Source organism: Limnohabitans radicicola (assembly GCF_014837235.1).
GTDB lineage: Bacteria > Pseudomonadota > Gammaproteobacteria > Burkholderiales > Burkholderiaceae_C > Limnohabitans_A > Limnohabitans_A radicicola.
In genome coordinates this window covers 321,886-347,324 of the sequence record NZ_JACYFT010000001.1, presented here as the reverse complement: position 1 = coordinate 347,324, position 25,439 = coordinate 321,886, and the positions used below count along the sequence as shown (strand labels likewise).

Annotated in this window: 21 protein-coding genes; 10 read left to right on the top strand and 11 right to left on the bottom strand. The window is 62.7% G+C overall.

Annotation, left to right across the window (positions count from 1 at the left end):
• Window positions 1-16: 16 nt before the first annotated feature.
• From IC609_RS01710 to IC609_RS01700, 3 genes are read right to left on the bottom strand one after another with little or no spacing between them, the layout of a single operon-like run.
• Window positions 17-994: a CobD/CbiB family protein gene (locus tag IC609_RS01710; protein ID WP_191817724.1), complete on the bottom strand. Its 978-nt coding sequence runs from the start codon at window positions 992-994 to the stop codon at window positions 17-19.
• Window positions 991-1,734, bottom strand: a complete 744-nt coding sequence (locus tag IC609_RS01705; RefSeq protein WP_191817723.1) for a CoA pyrophosphatase — start codon at window positions 1,732-1,734, stop codon at window positions 991-993. Before IC609_RS01705 ends, IC609_RS01710 begins: the two co-directional genes overlap by 4 nt.
• 41 nt (window positions 1,735-1,775) lie before the next feature.
• A complete protein-coding gene (locus IC609_RS01700) occupies window positions 1,776-2,606 on the bottom strand; it encodes a symmetrical bis(5'-nucleosyl)-tetraphosphatase (protein ID WP_191817722.1) in 831 nt (276 codons plus the stop codon).
• Between the two features lie 100 nt (window positions 2,607-2,706).
• Here IC609_RS01700 and IC609_RS01695 point away from each other — a divergent pair, with 100 nt between their 5' ends.
• Together IC609_RS01695 and IC609_RS01690 are read left to right on the top strand one after the other, a co-directional pair.
• On the top strand, window positions 2,707-4,002 hold the full coding sequence (locus IC609_RS01695; RefSeq protein WP_191817721.1) for a hemolysin family protein: 1,296 nt from the start codon (window positions 2,707-2,709) through the stop codon (window positions 4,000-4,002).
• Window positions 4,003-4,098: 96 nt separating this feature from the next.
• On the top strand, window positions 4,099-4,395 hold the full coding sequence (locus IC609_RS01690; protein ID WP_191817720.1) for an H-NS histone family protein: 297 nt from the start codon (window positions 4,099-4,101) through the stop codon (window positions 4,393-4,395).
• A 117-nt stretch (window positions 4,396-4,512) separates the two neighbouring features.
• On the opposite strand, the gene IC609_RS01685 is transcribed toward IC609_RS01690, so the two are convergent.
• Window positions 4,513-5,052, bottom strand: a complete 540-nt coding sequence (locus IC609_RS01685; protein ID WP_225223951.1) for a hypothetical protein — start codon at window positions 5,050-5,052, stop codon at window positions 4,513-4,515.
• 91 nt (window positions 5,053-5,143) lie between these two features.
• On the opposite strand from IC609_RS01685, the gene xdhC reads away from it, so the two are divergent.
• The gene (gene xdhC, locus IC609_RS01680) at window positions 5,144-5,944 is read left to right on the top strand and encodes a xanthine dehydrogenase accessory protein XdhC (RefSeq protein ID WP_191817719.1); all 801 of its coding nucleotides are present in this window, start codon (window positions 5,144-5,146) and stop codon (window positions 5,942-5,944) included.
• Window positions 5,945-6,126: 182 nt separating this feature from the next.
• Window positions 6,127-7,341 carry a urate hydroxylase PuuD gene (locus IC609_RS01675; RefSeq protein WP_191817718.1) on the top strand — a complete coding sequence of 405 codons (1,215 nt, stop codon included), beginning with the start codon at window positions 6,127-6,129 and terminating at the stop codon, window positions 7,339-7,341.
• Window positions 7,342-7,396: 55 nt separating this feature from the next.
• Here IC609_RS01675 and IC609_RS01670 read toward each other — a convergent pair whose 3' ends face one another.
• Entirely contained in the window at window positions 7,397-8,110 is a 714-nt protein-coding gene (locus IC609_RS01670) for a YebC/PmpR family DNA-binding transcriptional regulator (RefSeq protein WP_191817717.1), read from the bottom strand.
• Window positions 8,111-8,182: 72 nt separating this feature from the next.
• Window positions 8,183-8,500 (bottom strand): NIPSNAP family protein, encoded by a 318-nt coding sequence (locus tag IC609_RS01665; RefSeq protein ID WP_191817716.1) that lies wholly within the window; start codon window positions 8,498-8,500, stop codon window positions 8,183-8,185.
• A gap of 167 nt (window positions 8,501-8,667) precedes the next feature.
• On the opposite strand from IC609_RS01665, the gene IC609_RS01660 reads away from it, so the two are divergent.
• The gene (locus IC609_RS01660; protein ID WP_191817715.1) at window positions 8,668-9,321 is read left to right on the top strand and encodes a hypothetical protein; all 654 of its coding nucleotides are present in this window, start codon (window positions 8,668-8,670) and stop codon (window positions 9,319-9,321) included.
• A 30-nt stretch (window positions 9,322-9,351) separates the two neighbouring features.
• Here IC609_RS01660 and argH read toward each other — a convergent pair whose 3' ends face one another.
• Window positions 9,352-10,800, bottom strand: a complete 1,449-nt coding sequence (gene argH, locus IC609_RS01655; RefSeq protein WP_191817714.1) for an argininosuccinate lyase — start codon at window positions 10,798-10,800, stop codon at window positions 9,352-9,354.
• Between the two features lie 42 nt (window positions 10,801-10,842).
• On the bottom strand, window positions 10,843-11,514 hold the full coding sequence (locus tag IC609_RS01650) for a DUF1345 domain-containing protein (protein WP_191817713.1): 672 nt from the start codon (window positions 11,512-11,514) through the stop codon (window positions 10,843-10,845).
• Window positions 11,515-11,681: 167 nt separating this feature from the next.
• Between IC609_RS01650 and IC609_RS01645 the strand changes: the two genes are divergently transcribed.
• The gene (locus tag IC609_RS01645; protein WP_191817712.1) at window positions 11,682-13,499 is read left to right on the top strand and encodes a DUF885 domain-containing protein; all 1,818 of its coding nucleotides are present in this window, start codon (window positions 11,682-11,684) and stop codon (window positions 13,497-13,499) included.
• 12 nt (window positions 13,500-13,511) lie between these two features.
• Here the strand turns inward: IC609_RS01645 and ppc are convergent, their stop codons facing one another.
• The gene (gene ppc / locus IC609_RS01640; RefSeq protein WP_408610983.1) at window positions 13,512-16,451 is read right to left on the bottom strand and encodes a phosphoenolpyruvate carboxylase; all 2,940 of its coding nucleotides are present in this window, start codon (window positions 16,449-16,451) and stop codon (window positions 13,512-13,514) included.
• A gap of 59 nt (window positions 16,452-16,510) precedes the next feature.
• Here ppc and hemC point away from each other — a divergent pair, with 59 nt between their 5' ends.
• Genes hemC through IC609_RS01620 form a run of 4 tightly spaced genes read left to right on the top strand, consistent with a single transcriptional unit; the run spans window position 16,511 to window position 20,598 of the window.
• Window positions 16,511-17,443 (top strand): hydroxymethylbilane synthase, encoded by a 933-nt coding sequence (gene hemC, locus IC609_RS01635; RefSeq protein ID WP_191817711.1) that lies wholly within the window; start codon window positions 16,511-16,513, stop codon window positions 17,441-17,443.
• Window positions 17,444-17,453: 10 nt separating this feature from the next.
• Window positions 17,454-18,260 (top strand): uroporphyrinogen-III synthase, encoded by an 807-nt coding sequence (locus tag IC609_RS01630; RefSeq protein ID WP_191817710.1) that lies wholly within the window; start codon window positions 17,454-17,456, stop codon window positions 18,258-18,260.
• Window positions 18,257-19,303, top strand: coding sequence for a uroporphyrinogen-III C-methyltransferase (locus IC609_RS01625; RefSeq protein WP_191817709.1), 1,047 nt, complete (start codon window positions 18,257-18,259; stop codon window positions 19,301-19,303). Before IC609_RS01630 ends, IC609_RS01625 begins: the two co-directional genes overlap by 4 nt.
• A gap of 5 nt (window positions 19,304-19,308) precedes the next feature.
• Entirely contained in the window at window positions 19,309-20,598 is a 1,290-nt protein-coding gene (locus IC609_RS01620) for a heme biosynthesis HemY N-terminal domain-containing protein (protein ID WP_191817708.1), read from the top strand.
• Window positions 20,599-20,674: 76 nt separating this feature from the next.
• Here the strand turns inward: IC609_RS01620 and IC609_RS01615 are convergent, their stop codons facing one another.
• Both IC609_RS01615 and IC609_RS01610 read right to left on the bottom strand, forming a co-directional pair.
• The gene (locus IC609_RS01615; RefSeq protein ID WP_191817707.1) at window positions 20,675-23,320 is read right to left on the bottom strand and encodes a zinc-dependent metalloprotease; all 2,646 of its coding nucleotides are present in this window, start codon (window positions 23,318-23,320) and stop codon (window positions 20,675-20,677) included.
• 37 nt (window positions 23,321-23,357) lie between these two features.
• On the bottom strand, window positions 23,358-25,424 hold the full coding sequence (locus IC609_RS01610) for a M3 family metallopeptidase (protein ID WP_191817706.1): 2,067 nt from the start codon (window positions 25,422-25,424) through the stop codon (window positions 23,358-23,360).
• Window positions 25,425-25,439: the final 15 nt, after the last annotated feature.

The following is a 25,439-nucleotide window of genomic DNA, read 5'->3' as shown; positions in this document are numbered from 1 at the left end:
GACTGTCCCGAAGGTCTCAGCCGAGCAGGTTGGCCATGGTGAGCAAGGCCACCAGCACCAGCCACATCAGCACCGTGCGCCAGACCAGACCCACCACCTGCGCGAAGTGTGCCACTTGTGCGGGGCGACCTGGGGTGCTGCTGCTGCCAGCGATCTTGTCGCTGTCAGGCTCTTCACCGTCCGGCCCGCTCTGACTGCCCAATGCAGCGCCGCCGAGCTGGATGTTGATGGCACCCGCGGTGGCAGCCAGGATCACGCCGTCGTTGTCTTCGGGGAAGCGTTGCGCGTGGTTGCGCCAGCCGTCCATCGCGTCTTCAAAACTGCCCACGATGGCAAAGCCCAAAGCCGTGGCACGCGCGGGCAGCCAGTCGATGGCCATCCAGGCGTGCTGCGACACTTCGCTCAGCACTTCGCTGACCCCGGAGCCATCGGCTTGCTGGCGCTGCCAGCGGGCCTGTGCGTGATCCGCCATGCGGTAAACCACAGCGCCCACAGGCCCCAGGCCGATGATGGACATCACCGCGTACCAAAAAAACACCCCAAAGACGTGTCTGTGCGCGGCGATCATCGAGTACTCGATGGCATGGCGCACGATTTCGCTGCGTGCGATGTCGCCCACCTTGACTTGCTGCCATTCGGCCAGCAGTTCGCGGGCTTTGGCTTCGTCACCGTCCTCCAGCGCATCGCGGATGGCGGTGAAGTGATGGCTGAATTGGCGAAAGCCCAAAGTCACATACAAAAGCGCCACATTCCACAGCATGGCCACCAGCCAGCCCAGGCTCAGCACCAACAGCCAGTGCACCAGCATGACCAACACGGCAGGGGCCAGGACCGTGATGCCCCAGGCCACCCACGCCTGGTGGCGCACACCCGCGTCGAGCGTGCGCGCCACCCAGTCGGCCCAGCCGCCCACGATGTTGTAAATGCGGCTTTGCGCCGTCATGGGTCGGGCTTGCTCGAGCACCAAGGCCAGAAGAATCGCAAAAAAACTCATTGCACCTCCGAGGCTGCATGTTCAGCCAGCAAGAAACGGTAAAAATTCCTCAGCATGCCCGCAGTGGCGCCCCAAATGAAACGCTCCACCGGCTCGATGAGCCCTTGGCCGTTGAGCCGGTGCTCGGTGTAAGGCATGGAAAACCATTCACGGCGACCGCTTTGCCAGTCCACCGTGTGGCGGCGGTGGTGCGCTGGGTTCATCAAAAAGGCCAAAGGCACTTCGAACACGTCGGCCACTTCCCCCGGGTTGGGGTTCAAGGTGAAGTTGGGCTCCACCAGTCCCACCACCGGGGTGACCAGGAAAGAGGTGCCGGTCACATAGATCGGCAATTCGCCGATCACCTGCACCCGCTCGGGCGACAGGCCCACCTCTTCGTGGGCTTCGCGCAGGGCGGCTGCCTGTACGCTGGGGTCTTCGGCGTCGACCTTGCCACCCGGGAATGCAATTTGCCCCGAATGGGTGGACAGGTGCGCCGTGCGCAGCGTCAGCAAGATGGTGGGGCCACCCGCCCCCGCGTCGCGCAGCACGATGGGGATCAGCACCGCGGCTTGGGCGGGTGCCCGTTCGCCAAAGCGTGGCTCTCGCACGACCTCGGGAGACCAATCTGGGGGCGAGGCAAAGCGCTGACGCAGTGCCTCGGGCCGCAGGTGAGCATGGGGCACACGCGGCAGGTCGTCGTCCACACGGGACACGGGCACCTGGCGGGGGTCAAAGGACAAAGGAGAAGACACAGCCATGGTTTATACCTGTCTTTGGCGGGGGCGCTGCTGGCCGGTGCTCATCCCGGTGTCTGCGCTGGTTCGCAGCCGACTTGAATCAGGGCGTGCCGCTGATGCACCGGGTCCAGCGCCAGTGCACTGAGGCAGCCGCCCCACACGCATCCGGAGTCCAATGCCCAGACATCGCTGCGGTCCAGCCAGCCCAGGGTGGACCAATGGCCAAAGGCCACCACATCATGGGCTGTCTGGCGTCCAGGCACGTCAAACCAGGGCATACAGCCCGCTGGGGCGGCCTGGGCGCTGTCCTTGGATTCAAACTCCATCACCCCCTGGGCGGTGCAAAAGCGCAGCCGGGTGAGGGCATTCACGGTGACCCGAAGCCGCTCGATGCCGACGAGCGCGTCGTCCCAGGCGGCAGGCTGGTTGCCGTACATATGACGCAAGAAGTCTTGCCAATCAGGGCCTTGCAGCACCGCTTCGACTTCGGCGGCCAGGCGCAGCGTCTGTGCGGTGGACCACTGTGGCAACACCCCGGCGTGCACCATCAGCATGCCGTGGGCGTGCAGTGCCATGTGTTGGTGGCGAAGCCAGTTGAGCAGGGTGTCACGGTCCGGGGCATGCAGCAGGTTTTGCAGGGTGTCCATGCGGCTGCTGTGGCGCGCACCCGTGGCCACGGCCAGTGCATGCAGATCGTGGTTGCCCAGCACGCAATGCACCGATGGGCCCAGCGCCATCAAGCGGCGCAGCACCCCGGCCGAGTCGGGGCCACGGTTGACCAGATCGCCCAGCACAAACAAGGCATCGCGACTGGGCGAGAAATCCACCTTTTCCAGCAGGCGCGCCAGGGGCTCGTCGCAGCCCTGGATGTCGCCAATCAAATACACCGCCATAAACACCTCTTGAGACCGATTGTCCCAAATTGGCTGTGCGTGCGCGCGGCCCACAGTCGGCAGCGGCGATGCTGCCTCGCTTCCTTGGCACAATGGGGTCATGGATTTCCTGCTGATTGCCTTTCTGATCCTGCTCAACGGCTTGTTTGCCATGTCTGAAATGGCGCTCGCCTCCAGTCGCAAGGCGCGGCTGGCCGCGCTCGACGAAGCCGGCGACAAAGGGGCCAAGGTGGCCATCACCTTGCTGGAGCAACCCACCCAGTTTCTGTCGACTGTGCAGGTGGGCATCACCTCGATCGGCGTGCTCAACGGCATCGTCGGCGAAGCCGCGTTCAGTGCGGGTCTGGCGCAGTACCTGACAGCCCGGGGTTTGAGCGAGGCCGCCGCTGCCTTGTCGGCCACGGCCATCGTCGTTACCCTGATCACCTTTGCCACCATCATTTTTGGTGAGCTGGTGCCCAAGCGCATCGGTCAGCTCTACCCGGAGGCGGTGGCCCGCTGGGTGTCACGCCCCATGGCCTGGCTGGCCAGCGCAGCAGGACCGTTTGTGAAGCTGCTGGCGCTGTCCACGCAAGGGGTGCTCAAGCTCATGCGCATCAGCAGCAAAGGCAGCCAGGAGGTGACCGAGGAGGAGATCACCGCCAGTCTGGCCGAAGGCGTGCATGCCGGCTTGATCGAGGAGCACGAGCACCAGATGGTGCGCAATGTGTTCCATCTGGACGACAGGCCCTTGACGTCGATGATGACGCCCCGCAGCGATATCCAATGGCTGGATGCCGCCATGACGCTGCCCGAAGCGATGGCCCGCATCAACGCCCTGCGCGAAGCGGGCCACCATTCCTGGTATCCGGTCTGCCGCGATGGCCTCGAGCATGTGCTGGGCGTGATCAGTGTCTTCCAGTTGCTGGCCTTGCCCGCTGGGGAGTCGCGTCCCATTGAGCATTTTGCGCATCCAGCGCATTTTGTTCCTGAAACCCTCAGCGGCATGGAGTTGCTCGAACAACTGCGCGACCAGTCCAGTCGCATGCTTTTTGTGGTGGACGAATATGGCGAAGTGCAGGGTTTGCTGACCCCGCTGGATTTGCTCGAAGCCATCACGGGTGAGCTCAAACCCGATACCCAGACCGAAGCCTGGGCCACGCAACGCAGCGATGGCTCTTGGTTGCTGGACGGGCTCATGCCCATCAATGAACTCAAGGCCCGGCTGGAAATCAAGGACCTGCCTGCCGAAGACAGGGGGCTCTACAACACGCTGGCGGGCTTGTTGCTTTTTGTTTTGGGCCGATTACCCCAGACTGGCGAGTCTGTGGTGATCGGGGGGTGGCGTTTTGAAATCGTGGACCTGGATGGACGCCGAATTGATAAAGTTTTGGCCCATTTAATGGCGTCGCCATGAAAATGGCCTGATTCAGGACGGCATATTGAATACTGGGCATCTCCATGCGATAAACATCTGATATATTGGATGATTATTTTTTAATGGAGTTACCTCATGAGCCAAAGTTATAAAGAATTGCTTCAGCAACGTGAAATTCTTGAAAAAGCCATTGTCCAGGCACGCCAAAATGAAATTGCTGCGGCTGTGGCCAAAGTCCGTGAACTTGTGGCTGAATTTGGCCTGACGGCGCAAGATGTATTTCCGTCCCGTGGTGCCAAGTCTGCTGGCAAATCCACTGCCAAGGTGGCTCCCAAATACCGCGATCCTGCCACTGGGCAAACATGGACTGGCCGCGGCAAAGCGCCCAAATGGATCGATGGCAAAGACCGCAACCAGTTTCTGATTGCCTGAATCTCTCACATCACGATTCACATGAACCCCGCCATGGCGGGGTTTATTGTTTATAAATCCTGATTTTGCGATCCATTCGAAATATTTCTCTCGATGGCGGGTGACTGCAAGAGCGATTCAATCCTGACCTTCTGTCAGGGTATCGAGTTGAAAGCGTCCGCTCTTGTCCCACAGCCAGACGTCGGTGTAGGTGACTTTGCCCAGCCGCATGGGGGCAGGGAAGGGGGCTGCGGCGTGGACCATGCGCTCGATCTCGGCCATGACCTCAGGGGCATGGCGGGGGGCACGTGTCCATTGGAGCGCCTGAATTTGCCCTTGGCGGTCGATGTCCACATTCAACACACCGATGGCGTAGAGCATGGGCGGCAGGCGGCCTTTGAAGACCTTGTCTTTTTGCTGCAAGTACAGATGCTTCGCCGCATCTTTGCGGTAGTCTTTGGCGTTGGGAGCCGAGGACGTCTGCAGCGCCTGAGTAGAGGCGCTGGGCGAGCTTGCTGCGCCGGGCTTGGCCGGGGTTTGGGCGGGTGAAGGCGGCTGTTGCAAATGGGTGGAGGTGCAGCCGCCCAGCCACAGCAAGACCGCCGAGGTGCAACCCCACAGACCTGCCGTCCAGCGGCGCGCCAGGCTGTTCCAATCGGTGCTTTGTGTGCGGCTCATCGTGGCTCCTTGGCATACTCTTGCATGGGCTGCGATTGTGGCATTGCCCCCGCATCCCGGCAGCGTTGTCGTTCGAAAATGGAAAGCTCGTGTGAACTGGATTGATCAAGCCCTTCAAAGACTGGCCCAAGAGCCCGCCGTGTGCGTGACGGTGAATGCCACCCGAGGCTCTGTGCCGCGTGGCCCGGGCACCTCGATGGTGGTGTTTGCCCGCGGTGAGTGCGGCACCATCGGCGGGGGGCATCTGGAGTACCAGGCCATCGCGCACGCCCGCCTGCTGCTGTCGGGGCAAACGCAAGAGCTGGCCATGCAGCACGTGCTGGGTCCGAACCTGGGGCAGTGCTGCGGTGGCTCCGTGGCGCTGGCTTTCAGCCGGGTCGATGCAACCGACGCTGCCGGCTTGCGCGCCCGCCTGGGCCCTGCACGCACCCCTTTGGCGTTGTTTGGTGGCGGCCATGTGGGCAAGGCGCTGGTGAATGTGCTTGCCCCCTTGCCCTTTGCGGTGCGCTGGATCGACAGCCGCGACGAAATTTTCCCCACGGATGTGCCCCCCCAGGTGGTCTGTGAACACTCGAGCCCAGTGCACATGGCGGTGGACACGCTGGCACCTGGCAGCCGGGTGCTCATCATGAGTTTCAGCCACGCCGAGGACCTGGATGTGGTCATCGCCTGCCTCAAGCGCCTGCGTGAACGCCATGATTTGCCGTTTGTCGGACTGATCGGCAGCAAGACCAAATGGGCCACCTTCCGACACCGGCTCGACGCGCGTGGTTTTTCAGAAACCGAGATCGCACGCATCACGTGTCCCATTGGGGTGCCCGGTATCGCAGGCAAAGAGCCTGAGGTCATCGCCGTGGCCGTGGCAGCACAACTCTTGCAGATGGCTGCTTGAAGGGCAGCCCATGTCGGCTTGCTGGTTTACCCTGAAACGCGGTTCTGGATCGCACCAGGAAAATTGTATACACTTGAGTGCACCAGTCGCAGCGGCGCACATTCGGGCTCTCAAGCCCCTTATCTTCGCGACAGAATGACTGCTCACAGCGCCCGCGGTGGTGAGCAGGTTGGAGAATCCTGATGGAAGCTTATTTGCTGGATTGGGCCAACCTGCTGCTCAGGTGGGTTCATGTGATCACGGCCATTGCCTGGATCGGTTCGTCGTTCTACTTTGTCTTTCTGGACAACAACCTGCTCAAACCCACCTCGCCCGACTTGCTCGAAAAAGGGGTGGATGGCGCCATGTGGGCGGTGCACGGTGGGGGCTTTTACAACCCCCAGAAGTACATGGTGGCACCCAAGAAAATCCACACCAAACTGCACTGGTTCTACTGGGAAAGTTACTCGACCTGGCTCAGCGGCTTTGCGCTTTTCACGGTGCTGTACCTCTGGAACGCGGGCACCTTCCTGATCGACAAATCACTGATGGACTGGGCGCCGACCACTGCGGGTGCGGCTGCGCTGGGCTTTCTGGTGGCGTTCTGGCTGGTTTATGACACCGTTTGCCGTCTCTTTGGTTTTCGCAAAAACGGCGAACTGATCGTTGCCGGTTTGATGATCCTGGTTGTGGCCTGCGCTTGCTGGCTGGCCAACCACTTGTTTGCCGGGCGTGCCGCCTTTTTGTTGGTGGGGGCCATGATCGCCACCGCGATGAGCGCCAATGTGTTCTTCTGGATCATCCCCGGTCAGCGCAAGGTGGTGGCCGCCATGACTTCGGGCGAAAAGTACGATGCCCAGGCCCTGGCCATCCACGGCAAGCGCGGCAAACAGCGCAGCGTGCACAACACCTATTTCACGCTGCCCGTGATCTTTGCGATGTTGTCCAACCACTACAGCTTTTTGTACACCCACGAGCAGCGCTGGGTGCTGCTGTTCGTGATGATGTTCGCCGGGGCCCTGATCCGCCAGTTCTTTGTGCAGCGCCACGGCTACCACCTGGGCCGGGCCAAGAATCCTCTGCCCTTTGCGGTGGTGGGGGTGGTCCTGATTTTGGGCGTGATCGTGGCCCTCAAGCCTGCAGCGCCTGCTCAGACGGTGTCTGCTGTGCAGGCGCCTGTGGCCTTCGCCGAAGTCAAGGCCGTGATCGAGCAGCGCTGCTCCATGTGCCACGGTGCCACGATGCAGATGAAGAACATCCGACTGGACAGCGCCGAAGGCATCCAGACCCACGCACAGGGCATTTACCAGCAAGTGGTGGTGAGCCGGCAGATGCCCATGAACAACGCGACGGGCATCACCGATGCCGAGCGCGAGTTGGTGGGCCGCTGGTTCACAGGCGGCGCCAAGGTCGACTGAGCGGGTGCTGGTGCCCTGTATGGGTGCCAGACCGCTGCAGGTACAGATTCAGGGCTTAGCCCGCGAGCCCCACAAAGACGTTTTGCACGTCGTCATTGTTGTCGATGGCGCCCAGAAAGGCCTCAACTTCTTCCAGTTGTTCGGGGCTCAGATTGGCGGGATCTACCGGGTTTTTGGGCTTGTAGCCCAGCTTGGCCGTCACCACGGTGAAGCCGTGTGTGGGCAGGGCGCGGCTGACCAGGTCCAGATCGGTGGCCTCGGTGATGAAGAGCGTCATGCCTTCTTCGTCGGCAGGCTCAAAGTCCTGCGCGCCTGCTTCGATCGCGGCCAATTCAGGGTCAGCACCGGCTTGTGCAGGTTCCGCCTCGATCATGCCCACATGGTCAAAGTCCCAGGACACCGAGCCCGATGTACCTTGCTGGCCTTTGCGGAACAGCACGCGCATCTCCGAGGCCGTGCGGTTCACATTGTCGGTCAGCACCTCGATCATGACGGGCACCTGGTGCGGGGCAAAACCTTCGTAAATCACGCGCTCAAAACTCACGGCATCACCCAAAAGGCCCGCGCCTTTCTTGATGGCACGCTCCAGTGTGTCCTTGGGCATCGACACTTTGCGGGCTTGCTCCACCACCAGACGCAGCCGCGCATTCGAGGCGGGATCGGCGCCGTTGCGTGCAGCGATCATGATGTCCTTGGCCAGGCGGCCAAAGAGTTTGCCTCTGGCGTCTGCTGCCTGTGCCTTGCCTTTTGCTTTCCACTGCGCGCCCATGTCGTTCTTCCTTGAGTTGCTTGCGCAACCAGGCGCAAATTGAGGTGTTGTGACCCTGGATTATCGAGCCTTTCAGAGCGTGGGGCCCCAGGGGGCGGCCAGCATCAGCTTGTTTTCCTGCGATTGCAGCAGCGGGCGCAGCTTGCCTGCGAAAGCCATGAAGTCAGGATCCGAGAACACGCCCGCCCAGAATGCCCGGCGGTCCGCATCGTCATCGAATTTCCAGACGTGGATCAGCTGGTTCAGTGCACCGATGTCGCCTGTGAAATAGCCCATCAGCTTTTGCGGGTGTTTGGCCAGGGCTGGCCAGCCTTCGTTCTTGTAGAGCGAGACCACTTCGGCCATTTTGCCGACCGTGACGTTGTAGGTTCTCAATTCGTAAATGGCCATGTGGACTCCTCGGTGCAGTGGATGTTGGATTCAAATCCTACGTCCAGCGCTCCTCCGTCCATGCCGCTTAAGTGACCGCGGCTGGGTTCCAGCTCGTGGAAGAAAAAACACTCAATTTGTATACTTTGATGTGAATTTTTTAAAAACTGCGGGAAAAAGGACGGTGAATGATCGAATGGCAAGACCTGTGGGGCGTCGTCCAGCAACCCCTCAACTGGATCAAATGGGCCAAAGACCAGGGCTTGTGGGACTTCATCACCGCAGGCTCGGGTTTGCTGATCTCCGCTTTTGTGCTCAGCGGCAACAAAAAGAAAATTCCCGAGTTTTCAGTGCACCTGAGCTACTCGCTGGTCACAGGCCACAAGAATTACCCCAATGTGCTCAACATCGAGCTGCGCAACCTTATGGATGCGCCATTGGTGATTGGCCGTCCCAACTTCAAGTTCACCCAAGGCATCCACGCAGGCCGTTATGCCCACGGCAACACCGCCACGGGCGACTACGAAATCAAGTTCCGCCCGATTGGCACCGACGGCCAACCCATCCCCGGCTACAGCTACACCCATGTGATGCTGCGCCACCGCGAGCAGGCCTACAGCTACCTGCCCTTGACCGATGAATGGGATGAACAAGCCCTGTTGGCCGCCATGGCGCCCAAGCGGCGCTGGGGCCTCTTCAAGACCGAAAAGGGCTTGGGCACCTTGTTTTTGAACGTGGTGTTGCTCAAGGACGAAAAGCCCCGCGTCATCACCATGGCGGTGCCAGTGATCCGCCTGCACAAAGGGGTGTCAGCGCCCATGCTGGGGCGGGAGTGGGGGTGATCCAGCGCAGCAGACTGCGCTGAATCGTTTTCAGGCCAAACGGGCGCGGTGGCGTGCAATTTGCAGGCGCACCTGCACAGGCGCTGTGCCGCCCAAGGTGTTGCGGGCGTTCATTGAGCCTTGCAGGCTGAGCGGCCCGAACACATCGGCTTCGATGCGGCTGTCGAACTTTTGCAGGGTTTCCAGGGGCAGCTCGGACAGGTCTACATCCAGGCCCTGGGCGGTTTTGACCGCATGGGCCACCACCTCGTGCGCATCGCGGAAGGGCAGGCCTTTCTTGACCAGGTAGTCGGCGAGGTCCGTCGCAGTGGCGTAACCCTTCTTCACGGCCGCTTCCATCGCGGCAGCGTTGACGGTGATGCCGCCTTCTTTTTGGCCGGTGGCAGGGTTGACTTGACCGCCAACCATTTCGCTGAAGATGCGCAGGGTGTCCTTGAGCGTGTCCACGGTGTCGAACAGCGGCTCTTTGTCTTCCTGGTTGTCCTTGTTGTAGGCCAGGGGCTGGCCCTTCATCAGGGTGATCAGGCCCATCAGGTGGCCTACCACACGGCCGGTTTTGCCGCGTGCCAGCTCGGGCACGTCGGGGTTTTTCTTCTGCGGCATGATGCTGGAGCCGGTGGTGAAGCGGTCGGCAATGCGCACAAAGCCGAAGTTCTGGCTCATCCACAAAATCAGTTCTTCGCTGAAGCGGCTGATGTGCACCATGCACAGGCTGGCCGCAGCGGTGAATTCGATGGCGAAGTCGCGGTCGCTCACGCCGTCGAGGCTGTTTTGGCTGACCTGTGGGTTGCCGTGTTCGTCGACCATGCCCAGCGTGCGGGCCACGCGTTCGCGGTCCAGCGGGTAGGTGGTGCCCGCCAGGGCGGCGCTGCCCAAGGGCAGGCGGTTGGTGCGGCGGCGCACATCGCTCATGCGTTCTGCATCCCGGGCAAACATTTCCACATAGGCCAGCAGGTGGTGTGCAAAGCTCACGGGCTGGGCCACTTGCAGGTGGGTGAAGCCCGGCAGGATGACTTCGACGTTGTGTTCGGCCACATCGACCAATGACTTTTGCAGATCCACCAGCAGGTCGATGATCAGGTCCATCTCGCTGCGCAGCCACAGGCGCACATCGGTGGCGACTTGGTCGTTGCGGCTGCGCCCGGTGTGCAGGCGTTTGCCCGCATCGCCCACCAATTGGGTCAGGCGTGCCTCGATGTTCAGGTGCACGTCTTCGAGGTCCAGCTTCCATTCAAAAGCGCCGGATTCGATTTCTTGCGTGATCTGCGCCATGCCGCGCTGGATGTCGGCCAGATCGCTGGCGCCAATGATGTTTTGCGCTGCCAGCATCTCGGCATGGGCCAGAGAGCCCTGGATGTCGGCTTGCCACAGGCGCTTGTCAAAAAACACGCTGGCGGTGTAGCGCTTGACCAACTCGCTCATCGGTTCAGAAAAGAGCGCGGACCAGGCTTGGGATTTTTTGTCGAGTTGGTTTGTCATAAGCCCGGATTTTATCGGGCGCGGGCCGCTGCCCCCGCCGACTCACATCAAACTGGCCGCAATGTTGATCGTCAGAGCCAGCACCGTGGTGTTGTAAAAGTAGGCCAGCACGCAGTGCACCAGTCCCGTTCGGCGCATGGCTTTGGAGGTGAAGGACACATCGGCCGTCTGGCCTGAGGTGCCGATCACGGCCGAAAAGTACAGAAAGTCCCAGTAGTCCGGCTGGGCCTCTTGCGGGAAGGCCAGGCCAGGTTCGCGCCCGTGGCGACCGCTCAGGTAGTAGTCGTGGGCGTAGTGCATGGCAAACATCAGGTGCATGAACACCCAGGAACTGGCCACGGTGGCTGCGGTCAGGCCAATGTGCAGCAGTTTGTCGCTGCCGCTCAGTTCCTTGATGGCGGACAGCTCCGCCACGATGGCCACCAGGCTGGCCAGCACGGCCACGATGGTCAGCAGCAAAATGGTTTTTTGGCCTTCGTCCTGGCGGTAAGCCCGCTGGCGCATGTGTTCCACATCGGACTGGCGCATCACCCACAAGGCCATCAGCAGGTACAGCGCCACGGCCGCGTTCCAGCACAGCAGCAGGCGTGTGGTGGGCGATGACGGCCAGTCAGGCGGCAGGGCCAGATGCAGTGCCATGCCAAACAGCGCAGCGCTGACCAGTCGGATGCGGGCCTTGAGTTGTCGCAAGAAGGTGAAAAGGGGGCGATTCATCGGGTCTTCTTTGTGTTCAGAGCATGCAGCGGGTCCAGCTTGTCCTTCAAGGCGGGGCCGTTGCATACAAGCTGGTGGGTGTGGCGCTTTCACCGCCACGTCATGTCATCATCGGCGCAACGTGAACTTTATACTTGTCTTGGTATGGAACAGAGGTGCGTGTCCCCATGAAGTATCTCCGGCGTTTTTTTCAGGTGCTTGTGCTCTTGGCTGTGCTGTTTGTGCTCTTGTTGGCGCACACATGGTGGATGCGCCCCATCAAGATCAATTGGTTTTATGACCGTGTTTTCCTGCAAGGCCTGATCGATTCCCCCATGTTCATGTCCAGCCTGGAGCTGCTCGACAAGACGGGGTGGGCCTGGTACAGCGACAAACTGGACGATTTCTCGCTGGCGCATGAAGATCAGCAGTTGGCTTTGGCACAGCAAAATGCCCAGCAGTTCGAGGGCTACGATGCACAAGCCCTCAAGGGCGAGGACAAGATCAACTGGTGGATCGCCCGTTACCAATACCAGCAGGAAGCGGCGCAGGCCAAGTGGCGCTGGCACAGCTATCCGGTCAATTCTCTGTTTGGCCTGCAGTCACAGTTGCCGGACTTTCTGATCAATATCCACAGCGTCCACAACCAGGCCAGCGCTCAGGACTACATCGCCCGCATGCGGGCTTTTCCTCGTGCTTTTGATCAAATCCTGGAGGGTTTGAAGGTCAGGGAAGACAAGGCTTTGTTTCCTCCCCGTTTTTCAGTTGAAAAAACCCGTGAGCAAATTCGTCACTTTCTGGTGCACCCTGCGAACCAGCACCCTCTGGTGGCGGCTTTGACTTCCAAAATGCGGCAGTTGCCCCCCTCGGTGTTGAGCGAGGCACAGCAGGCCACACTGGCGCAACAGGCGGCGGGGGTCGTTGAGCGTGATGTTTATCCCGCGTACCGCAAGTTGGACGCGCATTTGCAGAATTTGCTGCAGAAACCCTTGAACAATGAGGGTGTGTGGGCGCTGCCCCAAGGTCAGGACTATTACCAGTTCGCCATTGCCCGGCACACGACGACCTCACTCTCGGCCGATGAATTGCACCTCACGGGCTTGACCGAGGTGCAGCGCATTGGACGTCAGATCGATGCCATCCTGGCCAAGGAGAAACTGAGCGGCAAAGACCGGGGTGAAAAAATACGGACACTCGCACGCAGGGCTGATCAGCGTTACGACGACACCGACGAAGGTCGACAGCAATTGCTGCAGGACTACCAGACCATCATCGATGAAGCCGCCATCAAGACCCGCGTGGCTTTCAATGCCTGGCCCCAGGCGGGTGTGCGGGTCCAGAGGGTGCCTGAATTTGCACAGAAGACCTCACCTGTTGGCTACTACCAGATGCCTTCCCTCGATGGCGGTCGCCCGGGCACGTTTTTTACCAACCTGTACAAGATTGAAAGCACACCGAAATTCGGCATGCGGACATTGGCGTACCACGAAGCCATACCGGGGCACCATTTGCAAATTGCCTTGCAGATGAAGCTGGACAATCTGCCCTTTTTCAGACGGGCGTCAGGCTTCACGGCCTACATTGAAGGGTGGGCTTTGTACGCAGAGCAATTGGCCTGGGAGATGGGCTTGCAGTCGGACCCGCTCCATGACCTCGGTCGCCTGCAAGCCGAGATGTTCCGCGCGGCACGGCTGGTGGTGGACACGGGCATGCATGCCAAACGCTGGAGCCGCGAACAGGCCATCGCCTACATGGTGCGCGAGACGGGCATGGATGAAAACGAGGTCACTGTCGAGATCGAACGGTACCTGATCGACCCCGGACAAGCCTTGGCCTACAAGGTGGGCATGATGAAAATCCTCAGCCTGCGCCAATGGGCGCAGCAGCAGCTGGGCCCGAGGTTCAAGCTGGCAGACTTCCATGATGTCGTGCTCTCCAATGGCGCCGTGCCCCTGGATGTGCTTGACCAGCTTGTGCGGGACTGGGTCGCCGCTCAAAAAGGCTGAACCTCTGGGCGATCAACCCGTGTTGCGCAAGCCCGCCGCGATCCCGTTGATCGAGATGTGGATGCCGCGCTGCACACGTTCATCGGCCAGGCCTGCCCGGTATCGGCGGATCAGTTCGACCTGCAGGTGGTGCAGCGGGTCGATGTAGGGGAAGCGGTGGCGGATCGAGCGGGCCAGGGCCGGGTTGCCCTCCAGCCGGTTTTTCTCGCCCGTGATCTGGGCCAGGGCATCTGCAGTGCTGTGCCATTCGGCTTCGATGGCGGCAAAAATCTTTTTGCGCAGGCGGGTGTCACTGACCAGTTCAGCGTAGCGCGAGGCCAGTGCCAAGTCGCTCTTGGCCAGCACCATGTCCATGTTGGACAGCAGGGTGCGGAAGAACGGCCACTGGCGATACATCTTTTGCAGCAGGGCCAGCGCCGCTTTGCGCTCGGCCGCATCGGGCTTGTCGAGGAAACTGGCCACCGCCGATCCAAAGCCGAACCAGCCGGGCAGTGTCAGGCGGCATTGGCCCCAGCTGAAGCCCCAGGGGATGGCGCGCAGGTCTTCGATTTTTTGCAGCGCCTTGCGCGAAGCGGGGCGTGAGCCGATGTTCAACTGCGTCAACTCGCGCAGCGGTGTGGCCCCGAAAAAGTAATCGGTGAAGCCCGGTGTGCCGTACACCAGCCCCCGGTAGGCGTCCATGCTGGCTTCGGACAGCTCGGCGGCCGCGTCCAGAAACGCACGCGTGGCGGGTTTGGTGGGTTGCAGCAGCGTGGCTTCGAGGGTGGCAGCGACCAGGGTTTCGAGGTTGCGGCGGCCGATTTCGGGGTTGGCGAACTTGGCCCCAATCACTTCGCCTTGCTCGGTCAGGCGGATCTGGCCGCGCACGGTGCCGGGCGGCTGCGCCAAAATGGCCTGGTAGCTGGGGCCACCGCCCCGGCCCACGGTGCCGCCGCGGCCATGGAACATGCGGATTTTGATGCCGTGGCTGCGCTCGAGCTTGTCAAACAGCTCGACCAGCGCGATTTCGGCGCGGTACAGCTCCCAGTTGCTGGTGAAGATGCCACCGTCCTTGTTGCTGTCGGAGTAGCCCAGCATGATGTCCTGCTCGGCGCCCGAGCGCTGCACCAGCGCGGCCACGCCGGGCAGGGCGTAGAAGTCGCGCATGATGGGCGCGGCGTTGCGCAGGTCTTCGATGGTCTCGAACAAGGGCACCACGATCAGGTCGTTGTGCGCTTCGCTGTCCAGTGTGCCCCGCATCAGGCCCGCTTCTTTTTGCAGCAGCAGCACTTCGAGCAAATCGCTCACGGTCTCGGTGTGGCTGATGATGTAGTGGCGGATCGCCTGCTGGCCAAAGGTGCTCAGCATGCGTTTGGCGGTTTCGAAAATCGCCAGTTCTGACACGCTGTGTTCGCTGTACACCGCACCCGGCACACGCAGCGGGCGAGCATCGTTGAGCAGGCCCAGCAGCAAGGCTTGCTTGGCGTGCTCATCGAGCTGGCTGTAGTGCTTTTCCACGCGGGCGGTGGTCAGCAGTTCGGCCACCACTTCTTCGTGCTTGTCCGAGCTTTGGCGCAGGTCCACCGTGGCCAGATGAAAGCCAAACACCTCGACGGCGCGGATCAGTGGGTGCAGGCGCTGGGCAGCCAGTGCTTCGGCGTGGTGGCTGCACAGCGATGCTTCGATCACGCGCAGGTCAGCCAGAAACTCTTCGGCACTGGCATAAGGGTTTTGCGGGGCCACGGCGTGGCGGGCGGCGTCACCACCGGTCAGGTTTTTCAGGGTGGCGGCCAGGCGGGCGTACATGCCCGTCAGTGCCCGGCGGTACGGCTCGTCCTGGCGGTGCTCGTTGGTGTCGGGCGACTGCGCCGCCAGCGCCTGCATCTCGGGGCCAAAAGGCACCAGCATGGCCGACAGCGACAGCTCGCTGCCCAGGTAATGCACCTCGGTCAGGTAGTGGCGCAGGGCCACATCGCTTTGGCGGGTCAGTGCGTGCTCGAGCGTCTGGGCGGTCACATTGGGGTTGCCGTCGCGGTCACCGCCAATCCATTGGCCCATGCGCAAAAAGCTGGCCACGGGCTGACCGTCGAGCGAGGCTTCCAGCTCGGCGTAGAGCTTGGGAATCTCGCGCAGGAAAGTGGACTCGTAATAGCTCAGCGCATTCTCAATTTCGTCGGCCACGGTGAGTTTGGTAAAGCGCAACAAACGGGTTTGCCACAGCTGCATCACGCGGGCACGGATTTGTTGTTCGTTGGCGGCCAGCTCTTTGGGGCTGAGCGCGTCCTTGGCGGCGTTGACCGCAGCGGCGCGGGCCTTGATGGCGTCCCGCTCGGTCAGCAGGTGGGCGATGTCGCGCTCGGCGTCCAGGATGCTTTTGCGCTGCACTTCGGTTGGGTGGGCGGTGAGCACAGGCGAGACGTAGCTGCCAGCCAGTGTTTGCGAAATGGTTTTGGGCGTGATGCCTGCCCAGCGCAGGCGTTGCAGCGCGACGTCGATGCTGCCCTCTTGCGTGTGCCCCGCCCGCTCATGGATGGCACGGCGGCGAATATGGTGGCGGTCTTCGGCCAGGTTGGCCAGGTGCGAAAAATAGGTGAAGGCGCGGATCACGCTCACGGCGCGGTCACCGGGCAGGCCTTTGAGGAGTTTTTTGAGTGCCTTGTCGGCTTCGTGGTCGGCGTCACGCCGGAAAGCCACCGACAGCTTGCGGATCTGCTCGACCAGTTCAAAAGCCTCCGGACCTTCCTGGGTGCGGATCACATCGCCAAGAATGCGGCCCAGCAGCCGGATGTCCTCGACCAGGGGTTTTTCATTGTCCCGGTTGCTGGCGCGCGGAGCGGCTTTGGCGGGGGCTTTGGATGCGACTGGGGAGGCCTGTTTCATCGGAGGTGCGGTGAAGTGTGTGGGATGGGCGATCGTGGGCGGCGCTTGTGGCACCGTGCAGTCTGCAGCCCGATTCGGGTGTGCAAAGCTCATGCTAGCATCGCTGCAGCCTCAAAAATTACCAATAGGTTTCAATTTGAGCGCACGTTTTTATGGAAAGCCTCACCGTGTCTGCTGCTCCCGCCACCTCTGTTGTCATTGCTACCCGTGAAAGCCGCCTGGCCCTGTGGCAGGCCGAACACGTCAAGGCTTTGCTGCAGGCCCGTGGCGCACAGGTCAGCTTGCTGGGCATGACCACCCAGGGCGACCAGATCCTGGACCGCAGCCTGTCCAAGGTCGGCGGCAAGGGCCTGTTCGTCAAGGAACTGGAAGTCGCACTCGACGAAGGCCGTGCCGACATCGCTGTGCACTCGCTCAAAGACGTGCCGATGGACCTGCCCGAAGGCTTTGAGCTGGCCTGCGTGATGGAACGCGAAGACCCGCGCGACGCCTGGGTGTCCCCACAATATGCGCGACTCGAAGATTTGCCCCAGGGCGCGGTGGTGGGCACATCCAGCCTGCGCCGCACGGTGCTGTTGCGGGCCCTGCGCCCGGACTTGAAGATCGAGCCGCTGCGCGGCAACCTCGACACCCGCTTGCGCAAGCTGGACGAAGGTCTGTATGCGGGCATCGTTCTGGCAGCAGCGGGCCTCAAACGGCTAGAGCTGTCTTCCCGGATTCGCCACATTTTTGAAACCGAGCAGATGCTGCCCGCAGCAGGGCAGGGGGCGCTGGGCATCGAGATCCGTGCCGGACGCGAAGACCTCAAGGCCTTGCTGGCCCCCTTGGCCAACATGGACACCTGGCTGCGTGTGGCCGCCGAACGGGCCGTCAGCCGCGCCATGGGCGGCAGCTGCTCCATGCCGCTGGCGGCACATGCCGTGCTCGAAGCGGGCGTGCTCCATCTGCGTGCGGCTTGGGGGGATCCGCAAGGCGCGGCCACCCTGGTGCAGGCGCAGGCGCAGACGGCGGTGCTGGACCTGGCCTCAGCCGAGCAACTGGGTGTGCAGGTGGCCCAGGTTCTGCGTGAGAGCGGTGCGCACTGAGCCGCGCTGCATGACAAGCGCCACCGCCCCTTCCCCTCTGGTGTGGGTCACACGCCCACAAGGCGCAGCGCAGGCTTGGGTGCAGGCCTTGCGGGCGCAGGGGGTGGATGCACAAGCCCTTCCCCTGATCGACATCGTGGCTTTGCCCGACGCGGTTGAACTGGTGTCGGCCTGGGACCGATTGCCGTCCTGTTCGGCGGTGATGTTTGTCAGTGCCCATGCCGTGCAGCATTTCATGGCGGCTCGTCCTGCCCAAGTGGCCATCCCCGCGCTGCAGGCTTGGGGCACAGGGCCTGGTACCGAGGCGGCATTGGTCGCTGCAGGTTGGCCTCGCGATGGGATCCGTTGTCCGTCGCCGGACGCGGCCCAATTCGACTCGGAAACCCTGTGGGCCATGGTCCAGGCCGATGTCCAGCGCTGGCAGCAGGACGGGCAAGTGCATGCTGCGCTGATCGTGCGGGGGGCTGACGCCCAAGGGCGCTTGGCGGGTCGTGACTGGCTGGCTCAGCAAATGGTGGCCGCAGGCCTGCAGGTGGCGCAATGCGTGGCCTATGCCCGCCAGGTGCCGCAACTGGACGCGGTCCAACTGGCCAAAGCCCGGCAAGCGCTGAGGGATGGCCAGTGGTGGCTGTTCAGCAGTTCCGAAGCCGCAGCGCACCTGCGCGTGCTTTTGCCAGAAGCAGACCTGTCACGTGCCCGCGCCTTGGCAACGCACCCCCGCATCGCCGAGCGCCTGAAGCAATGGGGCTGGTCCCGCGTGGTCTTGGTGCCTGCCGCACTGCCAGCCCAGGCCCTGTCTATAAAATCACTCACATGACGCCTCACCCTGACCCCGCCCAGGCCGCCGTGCCTGCTTCTGATGGTTCCGCCAAGTCCAAAAGTGCCTCCAGCTTCTGGATGACCTTGTTGGCCCTGGCTGTGGCGGTGCTGGCCCTGCTGGTGTCTGCGCAGGTCTGGCAGAAAATCACACGCATTCAAGAGCAACTGGCCAAGCAGAGCGCCGATGCTGGGCAACAGTCGCTTGAAGCCAAGGCCTGGGCCAAGCAAGCGCAGGACACCGTGAAAGACAGCGCCGCCCGGTTGGGACTGGTCGAAAGCCGTTTGGGTGAAGTGGCACTGCAGCGCAGCCAGCTCGAAGAGCTGATCCAGAGCCTGTCACGTTCACGCGATGAAAACCTGGTGGTGGACATTGAGGCCGCCTTGCGCATGGCGCAGCAGCAAGCGCAGCTGACGGGCAGCCTGGAGCCTTTGTTGGGGGCGCTCAAAAGCGCGCAGCAGCGTGTGCAGCGGGCCGCGCAGCCCCGCCTGGCCCCGGTGCAGCGCGCCATCGAAAAAGACCTGGAGCGCTTGCGCACGCAGCAGGCCTTCGATTTGCCGGGTCTGTTGATTCGTCTGGACGAAGGCGTGGCCCTGGCCGACGGGCTGGTGTTTGCCAATCAGGCGCCCGTGGCTGCCACTGCGCCGCGCAGCGCCGCTTCCGAGGCGGCGCTACCAACCGCTTGGTGGGTGCCTGGCTTCAAGCAGATTGGCGAGCAGCTGATGGGCCTGGTGCGCATCAGCCGGATCGACGCGCCCGAGGCGATGCTGTTGTCGCCGGAGCAAATTTTCTTTTTGCGCGAAAACATCAAACTCAAGCTGCTCAACGCACGTCTGGGTTTGCTGGCGCGCCAGTACGACGCGGCCCGCACCGACATGGTCCATGTGAGCGCGGCAGTGCGCCGCTATGCCGATGGCCAGTCGCGCAAGACCCAGCAAATGCTGGCCTTGCTGGAGCAGGCGCAGCAGCAAACCAAGGCCGGTGAGGTGCCGCGTCTGGACGCGTCACTGGTGGCTTTGGCCACAGCGGCGGCGGGAAGGTAAGTCCCATGCGCGCAGCACTTTGGCTGATGGGCCTGTTTGCACTGGCAGTGGCCGGGGCCTGGCTGGCGGGCAACAACCATGGCACGGTGGCGGTTTTCCTGTCACCGTACCGCATCGATGTGTCGCTCAACCTGGTCCTGTTGTGTCTGGGCGGGCTGGTGTTTGTCTTGCTGCTGGTGCAGCGGGCGCTGTCGGCGCTGTTGTCCTTGCCGCGCGAGGCGCGCCGCTGGCGCCTCCAACAAAAAGAACGGGCAGCCCATGCGGCTTTGCTCGATGCCATGGGCCACTTCATGGCCGGGCGCTTTTTGCGTGCCCGCAAGTCGGCTGAAGCGGTGCTGGAGCGCGAAGCCTCATTGAATGCGGCAGACCAGAAGCTGGCGCATTCGGTGACTTTGCGCTCTATGGCCCATGTGATGGTGGCTGAGTCGGCCCATGCCTTGCAAGACAAGGGACTGCGGGAAATCCATCTGGCCCAGGCCCAGCAGGAAGCCGAGCGGGCCAGTGGTGCCGACCGCCAAACACTGCTCGACGGCATTGCCCTGCGCGCTGCGCGCTGGCTGATCGATGACCGTGATGCGAATGCCAGCCTGGCGCAGTTGCGCCAGTTGCCAACCTCCGTGGCACGCCGCACCGTGGCCATGCGTTTGCACCTGAAAGCGGCCCGCCTGGCGGGCAAGCCTGAACAGGCCTTGGACACGGCTTTGCTCCTGGCCAAGCACCGTGCCTTCAGCCCTGCCGCGTCTCAGAGTCTGGTGCGTGGCTTGGTGCAGGAGCTGATCGGCAGCGCGCACGACGACAAAGCCCTTGAGAAACTCTGGCTGTCTTTGCCGCCTGCACAGCGCGGCCTGACCGAAGTGGCGACTGACGCGGCTGTCCGTCTGGTGCAGCTGGGCGGCAGCAAGGCACAGGCACGCCAGTGGTTGCTGCCTGTGTGGGAAGCCATGCAGTCGGCGCAGCCTGTCTGGTCTGCAGAGGCCATGCAGCGGCTGGTGCGCGGTGTGCAGGCCACCTTGGCCGATGCACAGTCCGCCGATGGTCGCCCTTGGCTGGCTCGAATCGAGGCGGCACAGCAGGCCAGGCCTTCAGAGCCGCATTTGCAGTACCTGGCTGGCATGGCCTGCCAGCGTCACCAACTCTGGGGCAAGGCCCAGACCTTGTTGGCACAGTCGGTGAAAGGTTTGCAGGATCCGCTCATGCGCCGACAGGCATGGTGCGCACTGGCAGAGCTGGCTGAGCAGCGACAAGACACAGCGGCAGCCATGCAGGCCTGGAAAGAGGCGGCTCAGGTGCGTTAACAGGTGGTTGAGCGCTGCCGCTGCACAGCATGAAAAAAGGCCCCAGGGGGCCTTTTTTTGTTCAGCGGTCGGTGTGTCAGCCGTTGCGCTGCAGGTTGGCGCTCAGTGCGGCGCGGATGCTGCCCAAGGCGTCTTTGTAATGGGCCTGGGTTTCCAGTTGCAGCGCGCCCGCTTTCAGGCGTTGCTCCAGGCGCTCGGCCAGTTGCGACAGCAAGAGGCGCTGCACACTGCGCACGTCCGCAGGCTGTGCGGCTGCAGGGCGCAGCAGGCTGTCCATGCTGCGGCGCAGGTGTTCGCGCTGCAGGTTGCGGCGCAGCAGGTCGGGCTGCTGGCCACTGGCAACCTCGCTCCAGATGTCCGACTGCAGGCGCGTGTAGACGGCGGCCAAGGTCAGGCTGTTTTGACCTGCCAGGTCGCGCAGGGGCGACTCGGCCAGGCGCTGCGCGGTTTGGGCCGACATGAGGGGGTCGAGCACCGCTTTTTGCAGGCTCAGCACCATGGCGGGCACCGACAGGTCCTGACGGGGACCATCGCGGTCCATCGGGTCTTGCGCCAGGCGGGCCAGCAGATCGGGTTTGAAGCGGAAGCTGTGGGTCTGGAAAAAGTCCCGGCTGATGAGGTTCAGGGCTTCCTGCTGGCGCGCTGCGGACACGGGCTCGGCCAGGGGCAGGCCGCCTGCACGGTCACGGCGTGTCAGCACACCGCCCACGTACTTGGCCGCCAGGGGGGCGATGTTGCTCACGGCGCGGAAGCCGCTCATGAAGCTGCGGGTCAGGCGCTCATAGCTTTCGCCATCGGCCAGCTTCAGGTTTTCGATGCGGCGCCACAGCTCTTTGGACAGCTGCATGCGGTGCTTGTAATAGGCCAGCGGGTCGTTGCCCAGGTCAAAGCGGTTGATCAGCGGGTCCACGCCGCTCATGGGGCCGTAACCCGCGTCTTCATCGGTGGCAAAGGCCAGGTGGGGCTCGCGGGCGCGGCTGGCGATCTGGGCCAGCACCCTGGCCTCGTCGGCCGGCGCGATCTCGCGGTAGCCGTACTCGATGGCCCAGTAGTCGTATTCACCCAGGGTGCTCATCACCATCTGCGATACGGGCTGGCCCTCGGCGGTGAGGTTGAAGGGGATGTAGTCCATCACCGAGGTGGCCAGGCCCTTGCTGCCAGCAAAGGCAGGGTTGTGCAGGTCCTTGAGGCTGTGGACGGTGGAGGCGCGGAAGTTGTGGCGCAGGCCCAGCACATGGCCGACCTCGTGCATCATGGTTTGTTTCACATAGGCTTGCGCCAGGGCTTCGGCCTCGGGGCCGTCCATGCTCAGGCCACGTGCTTCGAGCAGGTCCATGCCGAAGTCCAGCTCCTGCTGTGCCTGCTGGGCGTAGTCGCAGTGGGCTGCGTCATGGCTGTGCGATGCGTGCGTGTGGCGCAGGTCTTCGTTCACCTGACGGCGTGCACCGCGGGCGAACACATCCGACATGCCCATGTCCGCGTCCAGGATCTCGCCTGTGCGCGGGTCGGCGTGGCTCGGCCCAATGGCAAAGCCGATGTCAGAGCCCGTGAACCAGCGCACCGAGGCGTGGCGTGCGTCCATGGTGTTGAAGCTGTCGGTGTCCGACTGCTGCTGGACCACGATGGCGTTTTGGTAGCCGATCTTCTCGAAGGCCTTGTTCCACTCCAGCACGGCTTGCCGCACCGACGCGCGGTATTTGACCGGGATGTTCTTGTCCAGCCAGAAGGTGATGGGTTGTTTGGGTGGGGACAGGGCCGCTGTCGGGTCCTGCTTTTCCAGACGCCAGCGTTTGATCCAGTGCTGCCTGGTTTTGGGCTGTGTGTCTTCGGTGTAGTCCGTGCGCGTCATCACGAAATAACCGATGCGCTCGTCGGCCAGCCGTGGCGACAAGGGCTGCGCAGGCAGTTTGGCCAGGTTGTAATAAAAGCTGGTGAACAGGCTGCGCGGATCGGGCGTGGTTTTGGGCGGCGGCGGTGTGGGTGTGGGCGGCGGTGACAGCGGAGATGCCGCGATTTTGGGCACCGAAAAATGCGCCCGCACTTCCAGGCCTGTGTTGTCCGGGGTGTTGTGGACCGAGGCGAATTCCGAATTCTTGGCGTCCAGTGCAAACGGCATGCGGAACGCTTCTTCCAGCGCTGTCTGGTAGCCCGGGATGTCGCTCATCAAAAGGGCGTTGGCCTCGATCAGCACCGCCTGGGTGTCGGGGTGTTTGAGCGAGACCACGGGGGCGCTGCCCAGCAGGCTCTCGGAAAACGACTCGGACACGAACTGCGCCTGCGGTGTGCCCACCTGGGCATGGAAACGGGTGTTGAGCGCCACCAGCTGGATCTGGTTGCCCACGCGGCGGAAAGTGGCCAGGTAGGAGCGGCCCATCTGGCTGCCATACAAGCCGCGCTCGCCCACCGAACGGCTCACGTTGGCGGTGAAGAAGAAGGGCTGGTTCAGCTGTTCGGGCGTGATGGCCAGCCAGACCTTGTCGTCTTTCTGGTGCGCGGTGAAGTGGCCCGGCAGCGCCTTGCTGTCCTTGATGACTTCGGCGTAGGCTTTCAAGCCATTGGTGGGTGTAGCAGCAGCGGGTTTGCTGGCCGCGGCTTCAGATGCCGCACTGGCGGCTGGTTTGGGGGCTGCGGGCGTTGTGCCAGGCGCGGGTGACTGGGCCAAGGCGGGCAGCGCAGTGGCCAGCGATAGCGTCAGCCAGGTGAGCATGGTGTTGTTCTTCATGTTGTCTCCGTTTGACAGATTTTGCAATTTTGCCTTGTCAAGCATCCTGCTGCAGTCCACGCTGTCGCAAGAGTGCATCCACAAGCGGCGGGCGGCCTCTGAACGCCTCGTAGGCCTGCATCGGGGGCACGGCATTGCCCCGGGTAAAGATGTGGCCCTTGAGCTTGCGCGCCAGTGTGGGCTCAAAGATGTCGCCGCTGTGCACAAAGGCCTCAAAGCCGTCGGCCTCCAGCACCTCGGCCCAGAGGTAAACGTAGTAGGCCGAGGCATAGCCATCGCCCGCAAACAGGTGCAGGAAATGCGGCAGGCGGTGGCGCATGCCGATGCCTGCAGGCATGTCCAGAGCCGCCAGCACCTCTTGCTCGAACGCGGTGGGGTCCAGGCTGGCGGGGTCTTCGTGTTCGTGCAGGGCCAGATCCACCAGGGCGCTGGCCAGGTACTCCACCGTGGCAAAGCCCTGGTTGAAGGTCTTGGCCTGCAGGATCTTGTCGATCAGTGCATCGGGCATGGGCTCGCCCGTTGCGTGGTGCAGCGCAAACTGGCGCAGCACGGCAGGCTGCAGCAGCCAGTTCTCCAGAATCTGTGAAGGGAACTCCACAAAGTCCCGCAGCACGGCGGTCCCGGCAAGCCTCGGGTAGTGGCACTGCGACAGCAAGCCATGCAGACCATGGCCGAACTCGTGGAACAGGGTGCGCGCGTCGTCCAGGCTCAGCAGGGCCGGGGCGCCTGCGGCAGGGGCCACAAAGTTGTTGTTATTGATGACGATGGGGCGCGCATTCAGCAGCCCTGCCTGGTCACGGAAAGTGCTCATCCAGGCGCCCGAACGCTTGTTCTGGCGCGCAAAGTTGTCGGACACGAACACACCCACATGCTGGCCCAGTTCGTCGAGCACCTCATAGGCCTGCAGGGCCTTGGTGTAGCGCGGGTGATCGTGCAAGGGCCGGAACTGCAGGCCGAACAGCCGCCCGGCCACATGGAACATGGCCTCGGTCAGCTTGTGCAGTTGCAGGTAGGGCTTGATCTGTGCTTCCTCGATGGCGTAGCGCCTGGCCCGCACCCGCTCGGCCCAGAAGTGCCAGTCCCAGGGCTCGATGGTCTCGGGCGCTTGCCCGGGCTGCTCTTCGCGGGCCAGGGCCAGCATGTCGGCGTACTCCTGGCGGGCGCGGTCCTTGGCGGGGCCCCACACCGTGGTCAGCAACTGGCGTGCTGCTTCGGGGCTGCCCGCCATGGTGTCGGCCAGCGCCTTGTGCGCGCTGCTGCGGTAGCCCAGCAGCCGGGCTTGTTCGTGGCGCAGCCCCATGATGTGGCGGATCAGTGGACGGTTGTCGTGTGCGGCCAGCCGCTCGCCACGCAGGCACCAGGCGCGCCAGAGTTGCTCGCGCAGCGGCCTGCAGGGCGAAAACGTCATGAACGGCATCAGCGAGGAGCGTGACAAGGTGATCACATGCGCTTGCGGATCGTTCAGCCCCCGGGCCAGGGCAGCCTGACGCGCCGCCGTCCGCACGAAATCCGGCAAGCCCTGCAGCTCGTCTTCGGTGCGCAGAACCTGGCTGAACTCGCCTTCATCGGCCAGCACGTTTTGCGAGAAACGGGTGTAGAGCCCGGCCAGTTCCTGTGAAATCTCGGCGAGCCTGGCTCTTTGGGCCTCGTTCAGCCGCGCACCCGCCAGCACGAAGTCCAGGTGGTAACGCTCCAGCACGCGCTGGCTTTCCGCATCCAGCCCGAGTTGTGCGCTTTGAACGTGCACCGCATCGATGCGCGCAAACAGCGCCGTGTTCAGCCGGATGCGGCTCTCGTGCGCTGCCAGCTGGGGGGCCATGACACGCTCGACGGCCTGTAGCGCTTCGCTGGTGTTGGACGCGCTCAGGTTGAAAAACACCGCGCTGACCCGCTGCAGAGCCTGACCCGAGCGCTCCAGCGCGACGACCGTGTTGTCGAAATCCGGTGCAGCGCTTTGCTGCACGATGGCGTCGATCTCGGCCAGGTGCTCGGCCATCGCCTGCTCAAAAGCGGGCTCGAAATCGCTGGGCTTGAAAGATTCGAAAGGGGGGATGCCGAAAGGGGTGTTCCAGGGGCTCAGCAAAGGGTTGTTCTGTGGGGTCACTCAGGTCTCCTCATG

Coding starts and splice junctions, on each gene's coding strand:
- IC609_RS01710 (WP_191817724.1), bottom strand. CDS start 994: ATGAGTTTTTTTGCGATTCTTCTGGCCTTGGTGCTCGAGCAAGCCCGA.
- IC609_RS01705 (WP_191817723.1), bottom strand. CDS start 1,734: ATGGCTGTGTCTTCTCCTTTGTCCTTTGACCCCCGCCAGGTGCCCGTG.
- IC609_RS01700 (WP_191817722.1), bottom strand. CDS start 2,606: ATGGCGGTGTATTTGATTGGCGACATCCAGGGCTGCGACGAGCCCCTG.
- IC609_RS01695 (WP_191817721.1), top strand. CDS start 2,707: ATGGATTTCCTGCTGATTGCCTTTCTGATCCTGCTCAACGGCTTGTTT.
- IC609_RS01690 (WP_191817720.1), top strand. CDS start 4,099: ATGAGCCAAAGTTATAAAGAATTGCTTCAGCAACGTGAAATTCTTGAA.
- IC609_RS01685 (WP_225223951.1), bottom strand. CDS start 5,052: ATGAGCCGCACACAAAGCACCGATTGGAACAGCCTGGCGCGCCGCTGG.
- IC609_RS01675 (WP_191817718.1), top strand. CDS start 6,127: ATGGAAGCTTATTTGCTGGATTGGGCCAACCTGCTGCTCAGGTGGGTT.
- IC609_RS01670 (WP_191817717.1), bottom strand. CDS start 8,110: ATGGGCGCGCAGTGGAAAGCAAAAGGCAAGGCACAGGCAGCAGACGCC.
- IC609_RS01665 (WP_191817716.1), bottom strand. CDS start 8,500: ATGGCCATTTACGAATTGAGAACCTACAACGTCACGGTCGGCAAAATG.
- IC609_RS01660 (WP_191817715.1), top strand. CDS start 8,668: ATGATCGAATGGCAAGACCTGTGGGGCGTCGTCCAGCAACCCCTCAAC.
- argH (WP_191817714.1), bottom strand. CDS start 10,800: ATGACAAACCAACTCGACAAAAAATCCCAAGCCTGGTCCGCGCTCTTT.
- IC609_RS01650 (WP_191817713.1), bottom strand. CDS start 11,514: ATGAATCGCCCCCTTTTCACCTTCTTGCGACAACTCAAGGCCCGCATC.
- IC609_RS01645 (WP_191817712.1), top strand. CDS start 11,682: ATGAAGTATCTCCGGCGTTTTTTTCAGGTGCTTGTGCTCTTGGCTGTG.
- ppc (WP_408610983.1), bottom strand. CDS start 16,451: ATGAGCTTTGCACACCCGAATCGGGCTGCAGACTGCACGGTGCCACAA.
- hemC (WP_191817711.1), top strand. CDS start 16,511: ATGGAAAGCCTCACCGTGTCTGCTGCTCCCGCCACCTCTGTTGTCATT.
- IC609_RS01630 (WP_191817710.1), top strand. CDS start 17,454: ATGACAAGCGCCACCGCCCCTTCCCCTCTGGTGTGGGTCACACGCCCA.
- IC609_RS01625 (WP_191817709.1), top strand. CDS start 18,257: ATGACGCCTCACCCTGACCCCGCCCAGGCCGCCGTGCCTGCTTCTGAT.
- IC609_RS01620 (WP_191817708.1), top strand. CDS start 19,309: ATGCGCGCAGCACTTTGGCTGATGGGCCTGTTTGCACTGGCAGTGGCC.
- IC609_RS01615 (WP_191817707.1), bottom strand. CDS start 23,320: ATGAAGAACAACACCATGCTCACCTGGCTGACGCTATCGCTGGCCACT.